A 16,697-nucleotide genomic window follows, 5' to 3' on the forward strand; every position below is an offset into this window, starting at 1 on the left:
CCCCTTATCCGATCAGGTTTTCTGTGGCTTCCGCTTCCAGATACGGCACACCGTTGATGTTGACGAATTTCGGACTGGTCACGAAATATTTGATTTTGTGCGTGGTCACACCGCCACCTTTCGGATCAATATCCAGCAGGTTGCTGACCTGCAATTTATTGCCGAACGTCTCCACCTTCATTTCTTCGCTACTGGCTTTGGCATAGAAAAGAAAATCAAGTGGTGGAAGCCCACGCCATGAACCCGCTGCACGGGCTTTGGCTGTCAGCACCTGAAGTGTTTTTGAACTGACTTCAATTTCCCCCTCAGCGGCAACATCGCCATCCACATACCCATCAGGGACGCCACGCGTCTGGGCGGCAGCGCTGTTATCCGTAATATCGAGCGTGATTTTCTCGATATGGATCAGATCGCCGTCCATATAGGTGTCAAACGACATACCCGAAATACGTTTGGTCATGCTATAGCCTCCAGACTGGCATCCAGTAACAGGCTGATGGTGATTTGCAGTGGCACTTCCCAGGTACGTACCACAATGTAAATATCAACTGCCTTTTTGTTCTTCCAGACAATGGATACATCACCATCCTGCGGCGGCTTCACTTCTCCGGGAAATGACACCCCATTAATGCTGGCCGCAGTAGACATTTCGCGCAGTGGACTGGCGAACAGTGTCTGATGTGCGGCGATACTTCCTGGCGTGCTATTCAGCGAACGATCAGCGATTTTACTGATAGCCAGCAAACGAACACGGCGGGCAGCTTTATCCGCGACGCGCAAAGTTTCAATCGACTGATAATCGCCGCCCTCAACGTCCAACGTGCGGCCATCTGACCAGTAAAAACCGTCATAATCCGGGTACCACATTGGCACACTGAAACGCTGTGCTTCCAGCGCCTGAAGTGTGGCCAACTCAAGAACTTCTCCGGTACCATCAACCGGCATTTCGTCACTGCCCAGATTCATCAGCGCACCGGTTTTAACCCTCGCCGGACTATCTGCAATAGTCACCATACAGCTACACAGACGACCAGCCAGCACACCCGGTTCATTTCCCCACAGCCGGGGAACCAACTGAACCGACTTTTCTGCAATCCCATCCTGAAGAGTGGCCAAGCGAACCAAGTAATCCGCCTGGGCTTCTTCGTCCTGCACTCCCTGTGCGGCCAGAATGAACCACACCCAGCGGCCATACTTTGAAATCAGGGTGGTTCGTAACGTCACTGCCTGATTTACTTGCGCTTTAGCAGTGACATCGTCAGACAGCACCACGCCTTCCACAGAGCACACCACCTGCGCGGCTAAAACCGCTTTCACCCAGGCGTCCGCCTCCGCGTCAGCTGGCAGGACGTGAATGAACCCCCACCAGTTCTGGCCAGCGTTCGCCAGCGCAGCCAGAACATCATTTTTCAGCGGGCTGGCTTCCTCGCCCAGCAGTGAATCAAAATCACTCTGGGCATTCACCGCCAGCGTTTTCCCCACATTTTTGGTACCCGTGCCGATAAACAGCAGTGTGCGTTCCACCTCATTGGTTTCACCCATCAGCTGATTTACCTGGTTTACGGTCACAATTGGCCAGGTCATGCTTTCCCCTTAATATCCTGCGCCTTAACGTCCCAGCCAAAGCCGATGGCCTGAAGCTGACGCGCCAGCGCCTTGTCAAATTCATCATCATTCATGCCCAGAAACACACGAGCAGGAAGATCCACTGTCCAGCTGGTTTTCACGGCTTTACTACTGAGTTTTCGAATCAGCAGCCCCGCCTGGCTGTATGGCATCGTTTTGGTGATTTCGCCCAGTGTGGGCTTTTTCCATCTCTTACCGGTTTTCACCCGGTACCCCAGCGCCCGTAATTTTTTGGCCTGGGCAGGCGTCGCCATTTTCCCGGCCTCTGCCTTCCGTGGCTGATTACTGCGGCTGACCTTTACGCGCATTCCGTTTTGTTGCGCGTACCCCACCGTTCCGGCTGGTACCGGCGCTTCCCCGTTCCGGTATCCACCACCCTGTAAATAGATCCGCACAGCCTGAATTTCTGGCATTTCACGGATATGCAGCAGCTTTGGCAGGTTGCGCAGCATCTTCCCTTTGCGTTTTGTCTTACGTCCCGGCCACTTGCCATCCGGGGATTCCTGATTGCGCACATGCCGTTTTGCCGCAGCAATCACGCCATATTTGGCCAGACGCCAGATCAGACGCTGCCGTTTTCTCGGCGGCAGCTCCATGCTGGCCAGTGCCTTGCGCAATTCGGCCAGCTGTTTTTTATTCAGCTCGCCACCAGCAATCATTCGCTATCCCCCACCGGCGCACCGGCCTCATCCACGCTGTAAATACTGGCGGTCAGTGCCGTCCAGATTTCAGGCTCAACCAGTGACCAGCGCTCACCCCGCCACGGAATAGCCCCGTTTTCGTCCTGCCTGATCACCAGTTCTTCTACCATCGGAACAGTCAGCACCACAGTGGCCACTTCCTCATCCTCCACCGACACATCCCAGTCAGGTTCAGCTTCACTCAGCCCCACTTCATCCACTAGTTCCCTGTCAGCATCATCCAGCCATGCAGCCAGTAAGGACATAAGCAACTGCGGCGGGCAAAGGCGATACGGGAAACGCTCCCAGCTCAGAACCGCGTCATATCGGATAACCGCCTGGCGATATTGTCCCAGCCCGTAATCCTTCGCCGCAGGGATGAACTTCATCTCATCCAGCACACTGTCAAATGACTGCATCGCACGGGGCGGGACGTTATCTTTAAAAAATGTGGTCAGGCTTTGGATCTGCGTCTGGCTCATACTTTTTTCACCGTTGCCCGTTTCAGCCCTTTCATACGGCGGATCACCACCGATGCTTCAGCCAGTAACCCCGCTCGGGTTTCCATACTTTCCTGTCCCGGATGAGTATCGCGCCGCCCGATAGTGGCGAACTCCCCCAGCAGATCCGCTTTTGCCCTGGCAAAAACGGCCTTCATATACTGGGCGCACAGGCTGTTCAGTCCGCCCATTTTTACACCTGGTACCTCTGCCGCCAGCGTGTAGCCTTTCGCTATCCAACTGGACTCCACGTTTTCCAGCTCCGCATTCACCTCCGCCACCGCTGCAAGCAACGCCTGGCTGATGGTGTCAGCGTCAATATCTGGCGGTAGTGACCGCTGCGCTTGAAAATCCTTCAGATTCAGATCTGGCCAGAATCCGTTATTGGTCAGCGGTTCATCCTGATAATCCAGCGGCTTTCCGCTAAACATAAATCCCCCGAAAAAGGCGGACTGGCCGGTTTCCACGGCGCAGTTACACACAAGGTGTTCTGCCCTCCACCGCGTCCGCCTGGCTTGCGGTAGTCTTTACCCTTGAGTCAGTTTTCGGATACGGGCAGCGATTGTCTGCCGTGCCGTTCTGACGCCAATTTTTGAGTAGTGTTTTTCTGCAATAGCCAGCAGATGATCGGCCTTTTCCAGCGTTTCAATATCATCCACGCCCGCCGCCGTTTTCTGGCCATCGTCATTGCGTAGCAACTCCTGACCGGCAAACTTGAACCATTTGGCCGTCACTTGCTCATGTAGTCGCCAGGTGTTTTCCACTCGCTCAAACGTGCGGGTGAAATAAGGCTCCACACTTTCCCCGCGCCCTGTGGTTTCCTGCGCCCATGCCAACATCGTATCCGCCACAAAAGTGGGAAAATTGCTGCGTAACCGATCCGGGGTTGCCTGCTGCTGGCTGATAGCAATGTCAGCCCAGTCCAGCGCCTGATCCAGATCGCCCACGTCAAACAGCCAGATAACACACCAGGCAAAAACCGGATTGGCGTACACCTGACCACTCTCCAGATAGGCTTCCACAGTGGAACCCCAGCGTGGCAACAGCACATCGCGTTTGTACTTGACGCGATCAGCGATGGTCGGCAGACTTCGAACATGTTCCACATCCGTTTCCAGCGCCCTGACTAGTAGGTGCATACTTTCCGTGGTTTCCAGTGCCTGCCGACGTTTCAGCTTTTGTTCCATCGCAATACGCTGGCTGTGACGCTGCGCAGGGGAAAGTGCCATTTATCAACCCTCCACCGGTTCGGAGACTTTGCCGATTGTCACAGCGGATTCATCAATAGCCGCATACAGCTCCGGCACTTCCACCGCGTAACCTTCATTGCGCAGGTATTTGTTTTCGAACTGCTTACGATCTTCAACAAACTCCGCCTTACGCATACGGGTATTGCGCTGGGTGTAGATGTGCAGGTTAGAAAGCGGCGTAACCACCATGCGTTTACCCGGCATAAACGGCGGGATAATAGCCGGACGGCCAGCAATGGTGCTTCCCAGCATCTGCGCCGCGATTTTTTCAGTCGGACGGTCTGCTGCCTGATACAGTCGGTATTGTTCAGCTGCGACCAGATCGGCACCAACCAGAACAACCAGACGCGGGTCATTGCGGAACTGTGCCGGGATTTTGGCGTTAATCAGATCGGACGCCATTGCATCCAGTGATTTGTAATCCCCGGCCTCATCAAGCACCACGGCATCCGTCATAATCTGATTGCCGCCCAGCAGCGTTTTCATACGCTCATGCCAGCCAACGTTCACATCCTCGCCGTTCGGGTTAGTTTCCGGATCAGTGGTTTTCGCGCGACTTTTACCGTTAAAACCAATGCGCAACATATCCAGCGCAAAAGCCTGCGTGGTGAATGCCTGTACCAGGTTGTAAAACTCGTTTTCGTCCTTACCGGCGTTTGCCCAGACAGAAAGCAGATCCCAGCGCAACGCGGCACAGCTGTCTGTTTCAACCAGGGAATAGTCATTACCGTCAACGCCTACCTGACGAATGAAACGGCCATTTTCGCTGCGGCCGGTATGCAGCACAGAGGAACCGACAGAGATCACCTGGCCACTCAGCTGGTCAACATCCAGACAGGTGATCATGTTCAGGAACTCGACGGACTCCAGCAACGCAAGACGCAGCGCATTTTCCTGTGGGTCATTCAGGGAAAAATATCGACTGGTATCACGCGCACCAAACTGCTGCGCCATCCCCGCCGAATATTTATCCAGTAAATCCCGCGCACGATTATTAAGGTGCATAAAACTCCCTCGCAATTAAGCGATTTAAAAATATATTCTGGGCTAATTAGCAATAAAGCGAATTACAGGAAATTAAATTTCCCGGCTTGATCTTTTATAGTACGCCCCGGTGTACGGGTGTTTTTATTACCCAGTTCGTTAAAGCGGGTTACGATTTCTTTTGCATTATCGCGAATTGCCGCAAATTCCTGCGTATCCACCACTTCAGCAATTGTGTCAACATCACCCTGAACGTCATTCAGTTGAGTTTCAATTTTCGCCACTCGCGCTTCCAGATCGTTCACCACATTGGCAAGCGCCTGTAATTTATCTTCATCCGGAGCAAGATTATCCTGCGGCGTTTCATCTTCAAACTTTGGCTTAATACCAAACAGTTTCTGCCAGTTCTTCATTCTTGCTTCCTGTTTAATTTTTCCGTCGCGGGAAATTACACAGCTGTAATATCCCTGCTTTGTTAATTTATTGCGCCGACGACTAAAGCGCAGCCGTGTGGTGCCAACGCTGGCAGGTGTATCTGTTACCGCCAGCCCTTTCAGGTAAGTACGCCCGCTACCGCGCCAGTTTTCTTCCGGCTCAATGGAGAAGAACAAAAGCTGATCTTCATGATTTGCGAAAATCAGACGCATATTCGGGCAAAGGCTGACATATAACCTTGCCAGTCCATCTTCACCATCATTCCAGGTAGCTTCCAGCACTTCACCAAAATTCCCGCAATCATCCTCATGTTCTGGCCAGATTAAAGCGACATAGTGGCTATAGTCATAGGTTTCCCCCATATCAATGATCCACTGCCGTTGAATTACCCTGCCATCAACGGTATCCCCTTCAGTAGCAACACACAGCCAGTCAGTTTTTAAATGTGACATATCCCCCCTGTTCCACTCCCTGACGCTGCAAATCAATTATTGCCAAATAAAACCACCACCGCATTACGCTTTATTCTGAACAGTTCGGTTATAACGCTTTACCGAACAGACACGAATTAACACCACCGTTTTTTCATCACAGCCACGGCATAATTATCCGCATGGCTAAATACTCTGAAGAATTAAAAGGCGTTGTTCGTGCACTTTATCTGCGCCGCTATACGCCAAAGGAAATCGCATCTGAATTAAATCTGCCGAATGCGCGGATCGTTTACTACTGGGCGGAGAAATACAGCTGGGCGGATTTGCTCAGTTTTGAAAGCACAGAGGAAGCAATTGAACGCCGTTACCAGCTGCTGGCCAGCCGCGATAACAAAACCGATCTCGACCTGAAAGAAATGGACATGCTCATTGCTCATGCCACGAAACTGCGTGCGCAGAGTAATAAACACAAAGAGAAAATGGCCAGCGGTCAGAGTTCCGGGCAAGCAGCTGCGCGGGACAACAATGACGACGAACCACGCAGCAAACGGAAATACAAGAAAAACGATATTACGTCGCTGACGCAGGAGGACTTTGACGCATGGGCTGAAGAACATCTTTTTGAATATCAGAAACACCTGCGCAATAACATTGGCCAGCTTGTCAGGAACATCCTGAAAAGCCGCCAGATCGGTGCGACCTGGTATTTTGCGTTTGAAGCGTTTGAAAACGCGGTGATGACCGGCGATCCGCAAATCTTTCTGTCAGCGTCAAAGGCACAGGCTGAAGTGTTCCGGTCTTACATCGTGAATATTGCAGAGCAGTATTTCGGTATTACGCTAACCGGCAACCCGATCCGCTTAAGCAACGGCGCAGAACTACGTTTTCTCTCCACCAACAAAAACACCGCCCAGTCCTACAGTGGCCACCTGTACTGTGACGAATATTTCTGGGTGCCAAACTTTGCAAAACTTAACGAAGTGGCCAGCGCAATGGCCACACATGACAAGTGGCGCACCACCTATTTTTCAACGCCATCGGCAAAAACGCACCAGGCTTACCCGTTCTGGACGGGCGATGAGTGGAAACAGGGCAGTAAAAAACGTGCGGCCATTAAGTTTCCGTCCTTTAACGAAATGCGTGACGGCGGGCGACTCTGCCCGGATGGGCAATGGCGCTACGCCATTACGATGGAAGATGCCATTGCAGGCGGTTTCAACCTGGCGAACATCGAGAAACTTCGCAATCGCTACAACGACGCCACTTTTAACATGCTCTATATGTGCGTGTTCGTTGACAGCAAAGATTCCGTTTTCAGCTTTTCCGATCTGGAAGCCTGCGGTGTTGAAATCGACACCTGGCAGGATCACAACCCTGATGCAGCGCGGCCATTTGGTGACAGGTCGGTATGGGGTGGCTTTGACCCGGCTCGCAGCGGTGATTTGTCCTGTTTTGTCATCATCGCGCCGCCGATACTCGCCGTGGAGAAATTCCGCGTTCTGAAGGTGATTTACTGGAAAGGCATGAACTTCCGGTACCAAGCAAAACAGATCGAGCAATTGTTTAAAAAATACAACTTCACTTATCTGGGTGTGGACGTTACCGGCATTGGCCAGGGTGTTTTTGACAACATTCAGCATTTTGCCATGCGCGTGGCCGTCCCTATTCGTTACGACCTGAACACCAAAAATCAACTGGTACTGAAAGCGGTAGACGTGGTGGAAAGCCAGCGTATTGAGTGGGATAAAAACCTGAAAGAGATCGCTGCCAGCTTTATGTCTGTGCGCCGAACCACCACACAAAGCGGCAACGCCATGACGTTTGTCGCTGACCGCAGCCAGGATACTGGCCACGCGGAGGCGTTCTGGGCGATTACCCACGGTCTGCATAACGAACCCCTTAACTATGAAAACAAACCTAAATCCCGCTGGGGTGTAAGGAAAGAGGCTGCATGAGTAAAAAGAAACGCTTTGTTAAGCGCGACCAGCGCGGCGACAAATCAAAAAAGATGAGCATTATCACATTCGGCAAACCTGAACCGGTTCTGACTACCGGCACAGATTACCGTGATATCTGGTACGACAATGCCGCCGATCACTTCACCCAGCCGATTGACCGGCTGGCACTCGCGCAACTGATTAATCTGAACGGTCAGCACGGCGGCATCATTCACGCCCGCAAAAACATGATTGTTTCAGATTACCAGGGGGGCGGACTTATTCACGACCAGCTGGAAGCGGCAGCGTATGACTATATAACCTTTGGGGATATTGCGATTGCCAAAATTCGTAACGGCTGGGGAGACGTTATCGCACTTGAACCCTTACCCGGTCTGTATATTCGCCGCCGCAAAGTCAGAGATAACGCCCTGGATAAGCCCGGTGACTACGTAGTGTTACAGGAAGGGGAACCGCAGATATGGCCAGAAGAAGATATTATCTTTATCAAAATTTATGACCCACAACAGCATATCTACGGACTTCCGGACTACATCGGCGGTGTGCATTCCGCGTTACTTAACAGTGAAGCGGTCATTTTCCGACGCCGCTACTACCACAACGGTGCGCACACAGGCGGAATTCTTTATACCCGCGATCCCAGCATGACGGACGAAATGGAGGAAGAAATTGAACAGCAGCTGCGTGACAGCAAAGGGATCGGGAACTTCTCCACCATCCTTGTAAACATTCCCGGCGGAGACGGCGACGCCATCAAGTTCATTGAAATGGGTGATATTTCTGCTAAGGATGAATTTGCCAACATCAAGAACATCAGCGCACAGGACATTCTGAACGCGCACCGTTTCCCTGCCGGCCTCGCCGGTATTGTCCCGCAGAACACTGCCGGACTGGGGGATGTTGAAAAGGCTGAACGCATTTATAAGAAAAGCGAAATTGCCCCCATCCAGCGCCGTTTCATGCTGGCCGTTAACAACGATCCCGAAATACCGGAAAGGTTGCACCTAAACTTTGATTTAAGTTACATAGAATCAATAGATAAAGGTGCGGCATGATGCGAAACTGGCTAAAATCCATGCTTCATTTAACAGCGGGAGCATGGAATATGCGAGTTCTGAAAATCGAATGCCCGGAATGCGGCTCAAAGGCTGTTATTCGTAAAACGAACAGGAAGCACCGACAAATTGCGGATATTTACTGCGCCTGCTCAGATGTTGAATGTGGCCACACATTTGTTATGAATCTGACATTTTCCCACACTCTTAGCCCCAGCGCTAAAACGGGTGATGCGGTGGTGCAAAAAATACTGAGTGCACTTTCTCCCGCTCAGCGCCAGGTGGCATTCGATTTACTGAAAGTGACTCCCGCTGCCTAAAAAGCCCCCAGAATGAGGGCTTTTCCCTTCCTTTTTAACCATTTTGTGAACCTCTTCCGCAAGTTCTCCAATCCAGGCCAAAGCGATTGTTTTTTCTCTCTGGTTACTTTCGTAATCATGGGCAATTTTAGCTAATAATTCAATGCGTTCCAGCTGTGCCGACGCCTCCAAAAGATCCATTTAGCCCCCACAAGCAATAGTGACTGGATAAGTATCCAGTATACCGTACACCGTAAAGCACGAATAGTGAAATTTAATTTCCTTCCATCTACTGAGAAATGCATGCATTTCACATATTTACCCTGCTAGACCCACCCCGGCCATAACTCGTTTAATGGCTCGTTTTGAATCTCTTTAAGCCACCCATTACGGTAAACCAGTCCCCCTTGGCCAAACATCAAACCACTACCCCGCAGGAGAATGGCTATTTCTTCATTAGAACCGTTAAAACCCCGACTGCATAATTCCAGTTTTAACCGTCTGAGGATTCCCCCCTCCGTACAGTTATTGACAGAACTCCAAGGGGCGGCGTTGCCGCCAGAAAACCCCGCCTCCGCTGGCGCTTCGGCCAACTTCGCAACCTTTTGCCACTTAACCAGACGGGTGCAAACTTCCGAATCAGGAACCAAAGGAGAATAAACCCCCTGTACGCGCTGCACGTCCTCTGCGTACTCGTTGCCCTGTTCCGTAATTTCATAGGCCAGACGAACAACCAGATCACGGCGGGCAACCAGTGCACCGCCCTGCGCCTGGGTATATGCAGCCCAGTCCCCGACATCAGCAGCGGCCAGAACCGCATCCATTCTGCGATCGGTCAGCACCTGATCCCGCAACCGACGCAGCTCACGCCAGACACTTACCGGCGCACCACCAATCTGCTGAAACTGACGAATACGCCAGCGTGAAGCCCATGCAGAAACGGACTTAGCCATATCACGCAGGTTTTCGCCGGTTTCTTCGTCCTGCTCACCATCCAGCGCAAAACCATCAATATTTTTTGAAATGTATTTCGCGATGTAGCCCGTGGCCGAACCTTTGGCGGGATCGATAACTTCAACATGAAAACGCGCCTTCAGCGCCTTTTCAGATTGCAGTTCTTCAGAATCGGTAATTCTGGCGTGATAGCAAAGAATATCGCGTACCGTGTCCACGTCATGCGGACGCATAAAAAGCAACATATGCCAGTGCGGTGTCCCGTCATGGTGAGGCTCAACAACCCGAAACCCAAATACATGAATACCCGCACGCGAGATCGCTGCGCGTGCTTTTGCCCATACGCCGCATAAATAGCGCTGGGTATCCTGCGGTGTACATCCATCCCATTGCGATACAAAGCCACCTTTGCTGTGCACTGCGTGGAAACGTGATGGCGCGGTGATGGTGTAAAACTCACCGGCCAGCCCTTCTTCATTGGCCATATCTTCAAACCCTCGCATTCTTACCATTAGTTCACATCGACGGATCGCCGGATTTGCAATGCTGCGGTGCACCATGCTGTCCAGTGCAATGCGCAGCCCCTCATCATTCAGCAGATCAAACTTTTTAAAGAACTCCAGATTCCGCTTTTTCTGGTCTATCCATTCGTCCAGTGTTTTGCGGGATACATAAGCGCTGGCCGCTTTTTGTACCTGTCCCACCGCGATGGCCATATGTTCGCGCTGCATATCACGCGCACGTTTAAGACGTAGGTACCACCATTCCGGCGCCATCATGCGCAGTATCCCGGATTCCGCCTTACGCATTTCCAGTTGACCTTCATTGGCCTCATGTTCAGCCCAGTACGGCGGCTGGTTATTCAGCATCAGGCAACCCGCGCAAAGATGGCGGTATGATTCCAAGGTGCGGCGATGCAGCTCTCTGGCGTCGTCAGTGCCGGAGTCAAACTGTTCGGTGAAGTCATAAAGTGACTGGGAAATCCAACCAGATACCTGGCCAGCCAGTTTTTTAAGATCAGGACGGTCTAGTGACGGCAAGCGCTCCAGCGACTTACCAAAAGTAAGATCAGCAGCGTCAGCGGCCAGCGAGTAACGCGCAGCCACTTTGCGCAGACGTGGCAATACACTCCCGCCGATAGTCTGGCGCAGGAATGTATTGGCACGACAACGCCCGTCACGACCAGCAAACAGCTTTTCGTAACGACGGCCAAAATACCCGGCTAACCAGTCGGGTATCTCATGCAGGTACCGGGCTCTCCATTCATGATCCTGCGGATTTACAGCCCACAAACGGCGTTCTGTGATTGTCGCGTCTGCCGGTATGCAAGATGCGAAAGTTTCACGCCGCCACGTATCGACAGCATAGAAGTGTTCCTTTATAGCCAACATCATATGCTGGCCTCAAGAAGCGATGGCGAAGGACATTTTAGTGGTGTTTTTATTGCCATGCCGCACCGCCTTTGCTGCAAATAGCCTCGGCCTCTTCTCGGATCAACTCAACGATTTCCGCTGCGCTTAAACCTTCATTTGCTGCATGAGTGGCCAGCTTATCCAGGCGGATGGAACACAGGTCAGCAACTGCGGCTTTACCTTCCTGCGTGGCTTTAGCAAGCATGTCCAGTAGATCAGTACCAAGCTTTGTTGCGGGTAAATCCTGATGTGTCATATACATTTTGGGTTCCCTTAAGGCAAAAGAATCCCCGGCCACTTGAACTGTGACCAAAAATTCAGACAGTTAATTAGTGAAAATGGGTTAGTACTGTGGCGGCTGAATAGTTCGGTGCCGGAATCAGATGCAGCTCATAGGTTGTCTGCCACCACTCCTGGATTATTGATTTTATCTCGCCAACACCCAGCGCCCCGGCTGTATAGAAAATCGCGCGAATCCCTGCCAGCGCTTCGATCTGCGCATCTTTGCTCTGTGCTTCGCGGTACACGCAGCACCAGAAAGCGGCATTAATAGCTAACCAGTGGCGCAGATTCATCATGTGTTCGGCGTCATTGAAAAAGAAAGGATGCAAAGCGATGCGACCATTTTCACTGGTGTTTTTCGCTGCAAACGATACAACATAGATATGAGGGACGCCCCATACAGCGAGTTCTTCCCGCAACGATTTACCCTCAACGGAAATAATGGTCATTAGTGATTCCTCTATTGCTGGAACTTATGGACGATATGAGGCGCGATCACCATCTGCACCCCACTATTACTACAAATTGGATGTGCTTTTTTTATTGGCCGATTCGCGGTACGTTTCGAAAAATCGCTGTCACGTAAACTGCCAAAACCGTCAAATGTTAATCGCGCCCGTGATATCCCCTGACGCAGTTGAATCATGTACCGATAGCCCAGGCGTTCATAAATCTCCCGCCAGCAGCATTTGCATAAATGAGCTTTAAATACTCTGGAACCTGAAGTAATCGCAGCAGCATGAAGAACCACACCGCGCCATTCTGGTGTTAAGTCGTCCCACCATTCAGCGGCCTTACTGCTTTCGCTGAAATATTTACGGCGGATCTGTTTTAATTGCTCAAGTCCACGCTTTTGCTGTTCCTGACTAATCGCCATAGCGCCCTCTTCCCACCGTGCTGTGATAGTTAACGATCAAAGTTGAAAGACAGACGACGGACAAGACGTGGCGCGCGACAAAACGGAACGTCCAAACAAGAGTGATTGTGAAACCACACGCGCCCGCGTTCATCTCCCTGGCGGCTACTTTCTAGATGGCGCTTTATGGTGAAATACACTATCGTGCCGCTGGTTTTTTTAGGCTTGCGCATATTATTCCCCTTTAGATTTATAACCCCATCAAACGCCACCACCACGGGCGGCGCTGTTGCTGGCCATTGAATTTGTACATGTGACCGGGGTTCCAACGCTGCCCGTTGGGCAGTTCTATCCAACCCGTTGATCCACTTGGCAACTGCATTGCTGGTGATTCATTTTTCAGGTAGGTGGCAAACGCTTTCATAGTGCTCCCTCATATCAGGCCGGTGGCATTGATTGTGACCAGCGCTACCGCAGCGGCCAGGACGGGCGTAGAGTGAAAACGACTTTCCACGGTATAAGCCAGCACGGATAAGCTACGAATTGCATCGCGGGCGCGATCCAGAATTTGAGTACGACGAGCGGCAGTCATATGGCAAGTTGATACGGCTTCCCCAGCAATCGCCCCCACGCACGCAGTGGCGCTTAGAGCACACAGTTGCATGTTGCCTTCAGTGGCATTATTCACAGGCACGGATGGCAGGCAGTTAATTTGGCTTAACATCCCATCCAGTAAACGTGCATCTTCGGTGTAATCCGTAATGGATATAAGCTCATCGCATGTTAAACGGTGCGGTTGCGCTGGATTTAGTTTGTTGCGCAGGATCTGCGGCCTTATACCAACGGCAACAGCCACATCTTCAAGATTGTGCTCAATTGCAAATGCTCGGCAAGCCGCATCAAATCGCGCATGTTTAGAGATCTGGTAATCAAACATTGTTTGCCTCTCGCTAATCCGTAGGATGAATTACGCGTTAAGTGAAATATCACATTCACTTAAAGCCTGAATGGTTAGCGCGGCCATGTTGACCTCAACCAGGCCTTTCTTCTGCTTACCCTTAGGTTTAATGGGCAATTTCCCGTATTCGATCAGATTTCTGGCAGTTTCTTTGTTTGTACCAGTACGACGGCAATATTCGTCTAAAGGCAGGTAAGGTTCCGGTATGATGATTGTAATGCTCGGACGCATAAGGCAAACTCCATTAGTCAACCTGTACGGTAATACAGGGCTGTAACTGTCAATATTCACTTAAACCTACAAAGCAGAGTTTAAACTCGCTTTGAGAAAGATTTCAAGGAAAAATTTTCGTGAAACTACAAATTGAATTTTCTCATGGCGGATCAGAAGTCTTGGACAGAGTCATCCAGGCGTATGGTTTCAACACAAAATTAGCCCTGGCCGAACATCTTGATATAGCAAGTAGCAGCCTGGCTAATCGCTACAAGAGGGATTTTTTTCCAGCAGATATCGTTGTTAGATGCATGGCTGAAACGGGAGCAACTCTGGAATGGCTTGCGACTGGGCAAGGAAGAAAGTTTAACGATGACGAATTAGACATCATGAAACTGCCGCGTAAGAAGATTGTGGACGGAAAACTCTATGATTCCGGTTTGCTAATGCTCGATAAGGTTACTTTTTTACCTGGTAAGCCTTTACCACAGAATCCAATCTGTGTGATTGACAACGCAATGCAGTACATTGTTGATCAACACTTTCCCGAAGTTTACGACGATGATTGGTTAGTTGAAATTGAAGGAAAAACAAGTGTGAGAACCCTTACGCGCATCCCCGTAGGCAAAGTTCGAGTGAGTGGCGTTGGGATGGCATTTGATTGCGCTATCGAAGATATAAAAATTTTAGGTCGTATTATCTTAACTATAAAATAATAAGGAAAATTATAATGATAGATTACAAGACTGCATCTAAAGACCAATTAAAAGTAGAAATGAAACGATTGTCCGCCGCTGTTTCAGATACGCCATTTGGTACAAAAAAAGAATTTTTTCATCTTCCCGAAGTTTTAAACACCGGCGAGGAACCGCTTGGCATAGTAAGCGGTATGATGGATGGCAACACCTGGTTAATAACTTTAACTAACCAACGCGTTATCTTCCTCGATAAAGGGATGATATTTGGTGTTAAGCAGGTCGATATTAGCCTTCGTAACATTGTAAGCGTTGGCGGAAAGACTGGACTGATATTTGGTGAGATAATGATTTCAACAAGTGGACAGAATTACACCATAAAAAACGTTATAAAATCCTCCGTAATTCCTTTTACCAACCTTGTTAATGAGACAAGGAATAGTCTGGACAAGCCACAAGTTATCACCGCTCCTACAAGCTCCAACGAAAAATCTTCATTTGATGATGTCATGGATAAAATTGAACGTTTGGCTGAAATGAAAGCAGAAGGCATTCTTACTGAAGAAGAATTTCAGCAGCAAAAACAACGCATTTTAAACAGCTAAGCTATGTCTGTAAGAAAATTAACAAATGGCCAGTGGATTGCCGATTTCTACACGGTGGATCGAAGCAATGGTAAAGCCGGTAAGCGTATTCGTAAAAAATTCGCTACAAAAGGTGAAGCCCTGGCCTACGAGAACTATACGCTTCAGCAAGTGGAGAACTCCCCCTGGCTTGGCGAGGGTAAAGACCTCCGTACTCTAAGCGACCTAATCAACATGTGGTACGAACGCCACGGCGTAGCTTTGCGCAACGGTCAAAAGCGTAAAGACGCAATGACATGGGCGGCAGAGTGTATGGGATTCCCGCTGGCCACAGAGTTTAATGCTCAACTGTTTACAGCATACCGCGCAAAAAGGCTTGATGGGCATTATGCCCGCACTAACAGAGTATCCAAGGTTTCCCCGAAAACAATGAACCTTGAACATGCTTACTTTCTGGCTATGTTCAATGAGCTTAAACGGATTGGAGAATGGTCAGCCCCTAACCCACTGGAAAACGTCAGACAGTATCGCACTGATGAAACCGAAATGGCTTTCCTCACTGCTGAAGAAATTGATCGGCTTTTGCTGGAATGCAAACGCAGTAAAGTAAGTTACTTAGAGTTAGTAGTAAAAATTTGCCTGGCGACCGGCGCAAGGTGGAATGAAGCGGCGACACTCAAAAGCTCCCAGATTGCTGGCGGAAAAGTCACCTTCATAAAAACAAAAGGGAAAAGGAACCGTACCATTCCCTTAGATGATGAACTTCTGGCTGAAATTTCGGAAACAAAAGGCGCTCTGTTTCCGAAGCCCTGCTATAACGCTTTTCGTTCCGCCCTGGAACGTGCAGGTATTGAATTGCCTTCTGGTCAGCTAACCCACGTATTACGCCATACATTTGCCAGCCACTTTATGATGAATGGCGGGAACATTCTGGTTCTGCAAAAAATTCTCGGCCACGCTGACATCACTATGACAATGCGTTATGCCCATTTCGCCCCAAGCCACCTTGAAGATGCTATGCGACTTAACCCCTTAAAATGTCGCAAAAATGTCGCTGCAGCTTAGAAATACTGCCGAATACTCACAGACATTAACTAACGTAACTTATTGATAACACTGTAAGTTATTGTTTTTCGTAGATAGTTGATGCTTTATAATATAGCCTGTGCTATATCTGTATGTAATGCAATCATCCCTCATGGATCGACGGGATTAGCAAGTCAGGAGGTCTTATGAATGAGTTCAAGAGGTGTATGCGCGTGTTTAGTCACTCTCCCTTTAAAGTACGGTTAATGCTGCTCTCGATGTTGTGCGATATGGTCAACAACAAACCGCAGCAAGATAAACCTTCCGATAAATAGCGGCGTCGCGGTACGCCGCTTTACTCCTGCTTTATTGCAGGCATAGATTGTTCTGGATTGAAAAACCCCACTTTTTATCGGATTTGCTATTCTCTTCGCAAAAGATTTGTTCCTCAGTAGTTGACCTGAACGGCAGCTCGCTCTATCTTCTTGCAGCCCTG

23 protein-coding genes are annotated in these 16,697 nt (G+C 50.0%); 7 read left to right on the forward strand and 16 right to left on the reverse strand.

What is annotated here, in order from left to right; all coding sequences use genetic code 11:
• Positions 1-4 precede the first annotated feature (4 nt).
• The 8 genes from D9741_RS16325 to D9741_RS16360 all read right to left on the reverse strand — a co-directional run bounded on the left by D9741_RS16325 (position 5) and on the right by D9741_RS16360 (position 5,927).
• A complete protein-coding gene (locus D9741_RS16325) occupies positions 5-460 on the reverse strand; it encodes a phage protein (protein WP_000166744.1) in 456 nt (151 codons plus the stop codon).
• Positions 457-1,584 (reverse strand): DUF2586 domain-containing protein, encoded by a 1,128-nt coding sequence (locus D9741_RS16330; protein WP_130214825.1) that lies wholly within the window; start codon positions 1,582-1,584, stop codon positions 457-459. Before D9741_RS16330 ends, D9741_RS16325 begins: the two co-directional genes overlap by 4 nt.
• The gene (locus tag D9741_RS16335) at positions 1,581-2,285 is read right to left on the reverse strand and encodes a hypothetical protein (RefSeq protein WP_130214827.1); all 705 of its coding nucleotides are present in this window, start codon (positions 2,283-2,285) and stop codon (positions 1,581-1,583) included. Before D9741_RS16335 ends, D9741_RS16330 begins: the two co-directional genes overlap by 4 nt.
• Complete coding sequence (locus tag D9741_RS16340) at positions 2,282-2,788, reverse strand: phage tail protein (RefSeq protein ID WP_130214829.1); 507 nt, start codon at positions 2,786-2,788, stop codon at positions 2,282-2,284. The genes D9741_RS16335 and D9741_RS16340 overlap by 4 nt, the downstream gene beginning before the upstream one ends.
• Positions 2,785-3,237: a head completion/stabilization protein gene (locus D9741_RS16345; RefSeq protein WP_170283460.1), complete on the reverse strand. Its 453-nt coding sequence runs from the start codon at positions 3,235-3,237 to the stop codon at positions 2,785-2,787. Before D9741_RS16345 ends, D9741_RS16340 begins: the two co-directional genes overlap by 4 nt.
• A 96-nt stretch (positions 3,238-3,333) precedes the next feature.
• A complete protein-coding gene (gene gpM, locus D9741_RS16350) occupies positions 3,334-4,035 on the reverse strand; it encodes a phage terminase small subunit (RefSeq protein WP_130214831.1) in 702 nt (233 codons plus the stop codon).
• 3 nt (positions 4,036-4,038) lie between these two features.
• Positions 4,039-5,061 (reverse strand): phage major capsid protein, P2 family, encoded by a 1,023-nt coding sequence (locus D9741_RS16355; RefSeq protein ID WP_040080377.1) that lies wholly within the window; start codon positions 5,059-5,061, stop codon positions 4,039-4,041.
• Positions 5,062-5,123: 62 nt separating this feature from the next.
• Positions 5,124-5,927: a GPO family capsid scaffolding protein gene (locus tag D9741_RS16360; RefSeq protein WP_130214833.1), complete on the reverse strand. Its 804-nt coding sequence runs from the start codon at positions 5,925-5,927 to the stop codon at positions 5,124-5,126.
• 161 nt (positions 5,928-6,088) lie between these two features.
• Here D9741_RS16360 and D9741_RS16365 point away from each other — a divergent pair, with 161 nt between their 5' ends.
• The 3 genes from D9741_RS16365 to D9741_RS16375 are packed head-to-tail and all read left to right on the forward strand — an operon-like array spanning position 6,089 to position 9,242.
• Positions 6,089-7,864 (forward strand): terminase family protein, encoded by a 1,776-nt coding sequence (locus tag D9741_RS16365; protein ID WP_130214835.1) that lies wholly within the window; start codon positions 6,089-6,091, stop codon positions 7,862-7,864.
• Positions 7,861-8,922, forward strand: a complete 1,062-nt coding sequence (locus D9741_RS16370; RefSeq protein ID WP_130214837.1) for a phage portal protein — start codon at positions 7,861-7,863, stop codon at positions 8,920-8,922. Before D9741_RS16365 ends, D9741_RS16370 begins: the two co-directional genes overlap by 4 nt.
• The gene (locus D9741_RS16375; RefSeq protein WP_130214839.1) at positions 8,919-9,242 is read left to right on the forward strand and encodes an ogr/Delta-like zinc finger family protein; all 324 of its coding nucleotides are present in this window, start codon (positions 8,919-8,921) and stop codon (positions 9,240-9,242) included. Before D9741_RS16370 ends, D9741_RS16375 begins: the two co-directional genes overlap by 4 nt.
• Here the strand turns inward: D9741_RS16375 and D9741_RS16380 are convergent.
• The 8 genes from D9741_RS16380 to D9741_RS16410 all read right to left on the reverse strand — a co-directional run bounded on the left by D9741_RS16380 (position 9,216) and on the right by D9741_RS16410 (position 13,914).
• Positions 9,216-9,422, reverse strand: coding sequence for a hypothetical protein (locus D9741_RS16380; RefSeq protein WP_130214841.1), 207 nt, complete (start codon positions 9,420-9,422; stop codon positions 9,216-9,218). The genes D9741_RS16375 and D9741_RS16380 overlap by 27 nt on opposite strands.
• A gap of 125 nt (positions 9,423-9,547) precedes the next feature.
• Entirely contained in the window at positions 9,548-11,569 is a 2,022-nt protein-coding gene (locus tag D9741_RS16385; RefSeq protein ID WP_130214843.1) for a replication endonuclease, read from the reverse strand.
• A gap of 46 nt (positions 11,570-11,615) precedes the next feature.
• Positions 11,616-11,849, reverse strand: coding sequence for a DUF2732 family protein (locus tag D9741_RS16390; RefSeq protein ID WP_130214845.1), 234 nt, complete (start codon positions 11,847-11,849; stop codon positions 11,616-11,618).
• A gap of 67 nt (positions 11,850-11,916) precedes the next feature.
• Entirely contained in the window at positions 11,917-12,318 is a 402-nt protein-coding gene (locus D9741_RS16395; protein ID WP_130214847.1) for a hypothetical protein, read from the reverse strand.
• A gap of 11 nt (positions 12,319-12,329) precedes the next feature.
• Entirely contained in the window at positions 12,330-12,746 is a 417-nt protein-coding gene (locus D9741_RS16400; protein ID WP_130214849.1) for a hypothetical protein, read from the reverse strand.
• 229 nt (positions 12,747-12,975) lie between these two features.
• Positions 12,976-13,149: a phage filamentation protein Fil family protein gene (locus tag D9741_RS23380; protein WP_165383455.1), complete on the reverse strand. Its 174-nt coding sequence runs from the start codon at positions 13,147-13,149 to the stop codon at positions 12,976-12,978.
• A gap of 9 nt (positions 13,150-13,158) precedes the next feature.
• Entirely contained in the window at positions 13,159-13,662 is a 504-nt protein-coding gene (locus D9741_RS16405; RefSeq protein ID WP_130214851.1) for a phage regulatory CII family protein, read from the reverse strand.
• A gap of 30 nt (positions 13,663-13,692) precedes the next feature.
• Entirely contained in the window at positions 13,693-13,914 is a 222-nt protein-coding gene (locus D9741_RS16410; protein ID WP_130214853.1) for a regulator, read from the reverse strand.
• 119 nt (positions 13,915-14,033) lie between these two features.
• Between D9741_RS16410 and D9741_RS16415 the strand changes: the two genes are divergently transcribed.
• From D9741_RS16415 to mntS, 4 genes are all read left to right on the forward strand, one after another.
• Positions 14,034-14,612 (forward strand): phage repressor protein CI, encoded by a 579-nt coding sequence (locus D9741_RS16415; RefSeq protein ID WP_130214855.1) that lies wholly within the window; start codon positions 14,034-14,036, stop codon positions 14,610-14,612.
• 14 nt (positions 14,613-14,626) lie between these two features.
• Positions 14,627-15,196: a PH domain-containing protein gene (locus D9741_RS16420; protein WP_130214857.1), complete on the forward strand. Its 570-nt coding sequence runs from the start codon at positions 14,627-14,629 to the stop codon at positions 15,194-15,196.
• Between the two features lie 3 nt (positions 15,197-15,199).
• A complete protein-coding gene (locus tag D9741_RS16425) occupies positions 15,200-16,240 on the forward strand; it encodes a tyrosine-type recombinase/integrase (protein WP_130214859.1) in 1,041 nt (346 codons plus the stop codon).
• Between the two features lie 167 nt (positions 16,241-16,407).
• Entirely contained in the window at positions 16,408-16,536 is a 129-nt protein-coding gene (gene mntS, locus D9741_RS16430; RefSeq protein ID WP_001001761.1) for a manganase accumulation protein MntS, read from the forward strand.
• The last annotated feature ends 161 nt before the right edge of the window (positions 16,537-16,697 follow it).

The organism is Escherichia sp. E14V7 (assembly GCF_004212225.1).
Classification (GTDB): Bacteria; Pseudomonadota; Gammaproteobacteria; order Enterobacterales; family Enterobacteriaceae; genus Escherichia.

Excerpts from the sequence above, each read along its gene's own strand:
- D9741_RS16325 (WP_000166744.1), bottom strand. The coding sequence starts at position 460 with ATGACCAAACGTATTTCGGGTATGTCGTTTGACACCTATATGGACGGC.
- D9741_RS16330 (WP_130214825.1), bottom strand. The coding sequence starts at position 1,584 with ATGACCTGGCCAATTGTGACCGTAAACCAGGTAAATCAGCTGATGGGT.
- D9741_RS16335 (WP_130214827.1), bottom strand. The coding sequence starts at position 2,285 with ATGATTGCTGGTGGCGAGCTGAATAAAAAACAGCTGGCCGAATTGCGC.
- D9741_RS16340 (WP_130214829.1), bottom strand. The coding sequence starts at position 2,788 with ATGAGCCAGACGCAGATCCAAAGCCTGACCACATTTTTTAAAGATAAC.
- D9741_RS16345 (WP_170283460.1), bottom strand. The coding sequence starts at position 3,237 with ATGTTTAGCGGAAAGCCGCTGGATTATCAGGATGAACCGCTGACCAAT.
- gpM (WP_130214831.1), bottom strand. The coding sequence starts at position 4,035 with ATGGCACTTTCCCCTGCGCAGCGTCACAGCCAGCGTATTGCGATGGAA.
- D9741_RS16355 (WP_040080377.1), bottom strand. The coding sequence starts at position 5,061 with ATGCACCTTAATAATCGTGCGCGGGATTTACTGGATAAATATTCGGCG.
- D9741_RS16360 (WP_130214833.1), bottom strand. The coding sequence starts at position 5,927 with ATGTCACATTTAAAAACTGACTGGCTGTGTGTTGCTACTGAAGGGGAT.
- D9741_RS16365 (WP_130214835.1), top strand. The coding sequence starts at position 6,089 with ATGGCTAAATACTCTGAAGAATTAAAAGGCGTTGTTCGTGCACTTTAT.
- D9741_RS16370 (WP_130214837.1), top strand. The coding sequence starts at position 7,861 with ATGAGTAAAAAGAAACGCTTTGTTAAGCGCGACCAGCGCGGCGACAAA.
- D9741_RS16375 (WP_130214839.1), top strand. The coding sequence starts at position 8,919 with ATGATGCGAAACTGGCTAAAATCCATGCTTCATTTAACAGCGGGAGCA.
- D9741_RS16380 (WP_130214841.1), bottom strand. The coding sequence starts at position 9,422 with ATGGATCTTTTGGAGGCGTCGGCACAGCTGGAACGCATTGAATTATTA.
- D9741_RS16385 (WP_130214843.1), bottom strand. The coding sequence starts at position 11,569 with ATGATGTTGGCTATAAAGGAACACTTCTATGCTGTCGATACGTGGCGG.
- D9741_RS16390 (WP_130214845.1), bottom strand. The coding sequence starts at position 11,849 with ATGTATATGACACATCAGGATTTACCCGCAACAAAGCTTGGTACTGAT.
- D9741_RS16395 (WP_130214847.1), bottom strand. The coding sequence starts at position 12,318 with ATGACCATTATTTCCGTTGAGGGTAAATCGTTGCGGGAAGAACTCGCT.
- D9741_RS16400 (WP_130214849.1), bottom strand. The coding sequence starts at position 12,746 with ATGGCGATTAGTCAGGAACAGCAAAAGCGTGGACTTGAGCAATTAAAA.
- D9741_RS23380 (WP_165383455.1), bottom strand. The coding sequence starts at position 13,149 with ATGAAAGCGTTTGCCACCTACCTGAAAAATGAATCACCAGCAATGCAG.
- D9741_RS16405 (WP_130214851.1), bottom strand. The coding sequence starts at position 13,662 with ATGTTTGATTACCAGATCTCTAAACATGCGCGATTTGATGCGGCTTGC.
- D9741_RS16410 (WP_130214853.1), bottom strand. The coding sequence starts at position 13,914 with ATGCGTCCGAGCATTACAATCATCATACCGGAACCTTACCTGCCTTTA.
- D9741_RS16420 (WP_130214857.1), top strand. The coding sequence starts at position 14,627 with ATGATAGATTACAAGACTGCATCTAAAGACCAATTAAAAGTAGAAATG.
- D9741_RS16425 (WP_130214859.1), top strand. The coding sequence starts at position 15,200 with ATGTCTGTAAGAAAATTAACAAATGGCCAGTGGATTGCCGATTTCTAC.
- mntS (WP_001001761.1), top strand. The coding sequence starts at position 16,408 with ATGAATGAGTTCAAGAGGTGTATGCGCGTGTTTAGTCACTCTCCCTTT.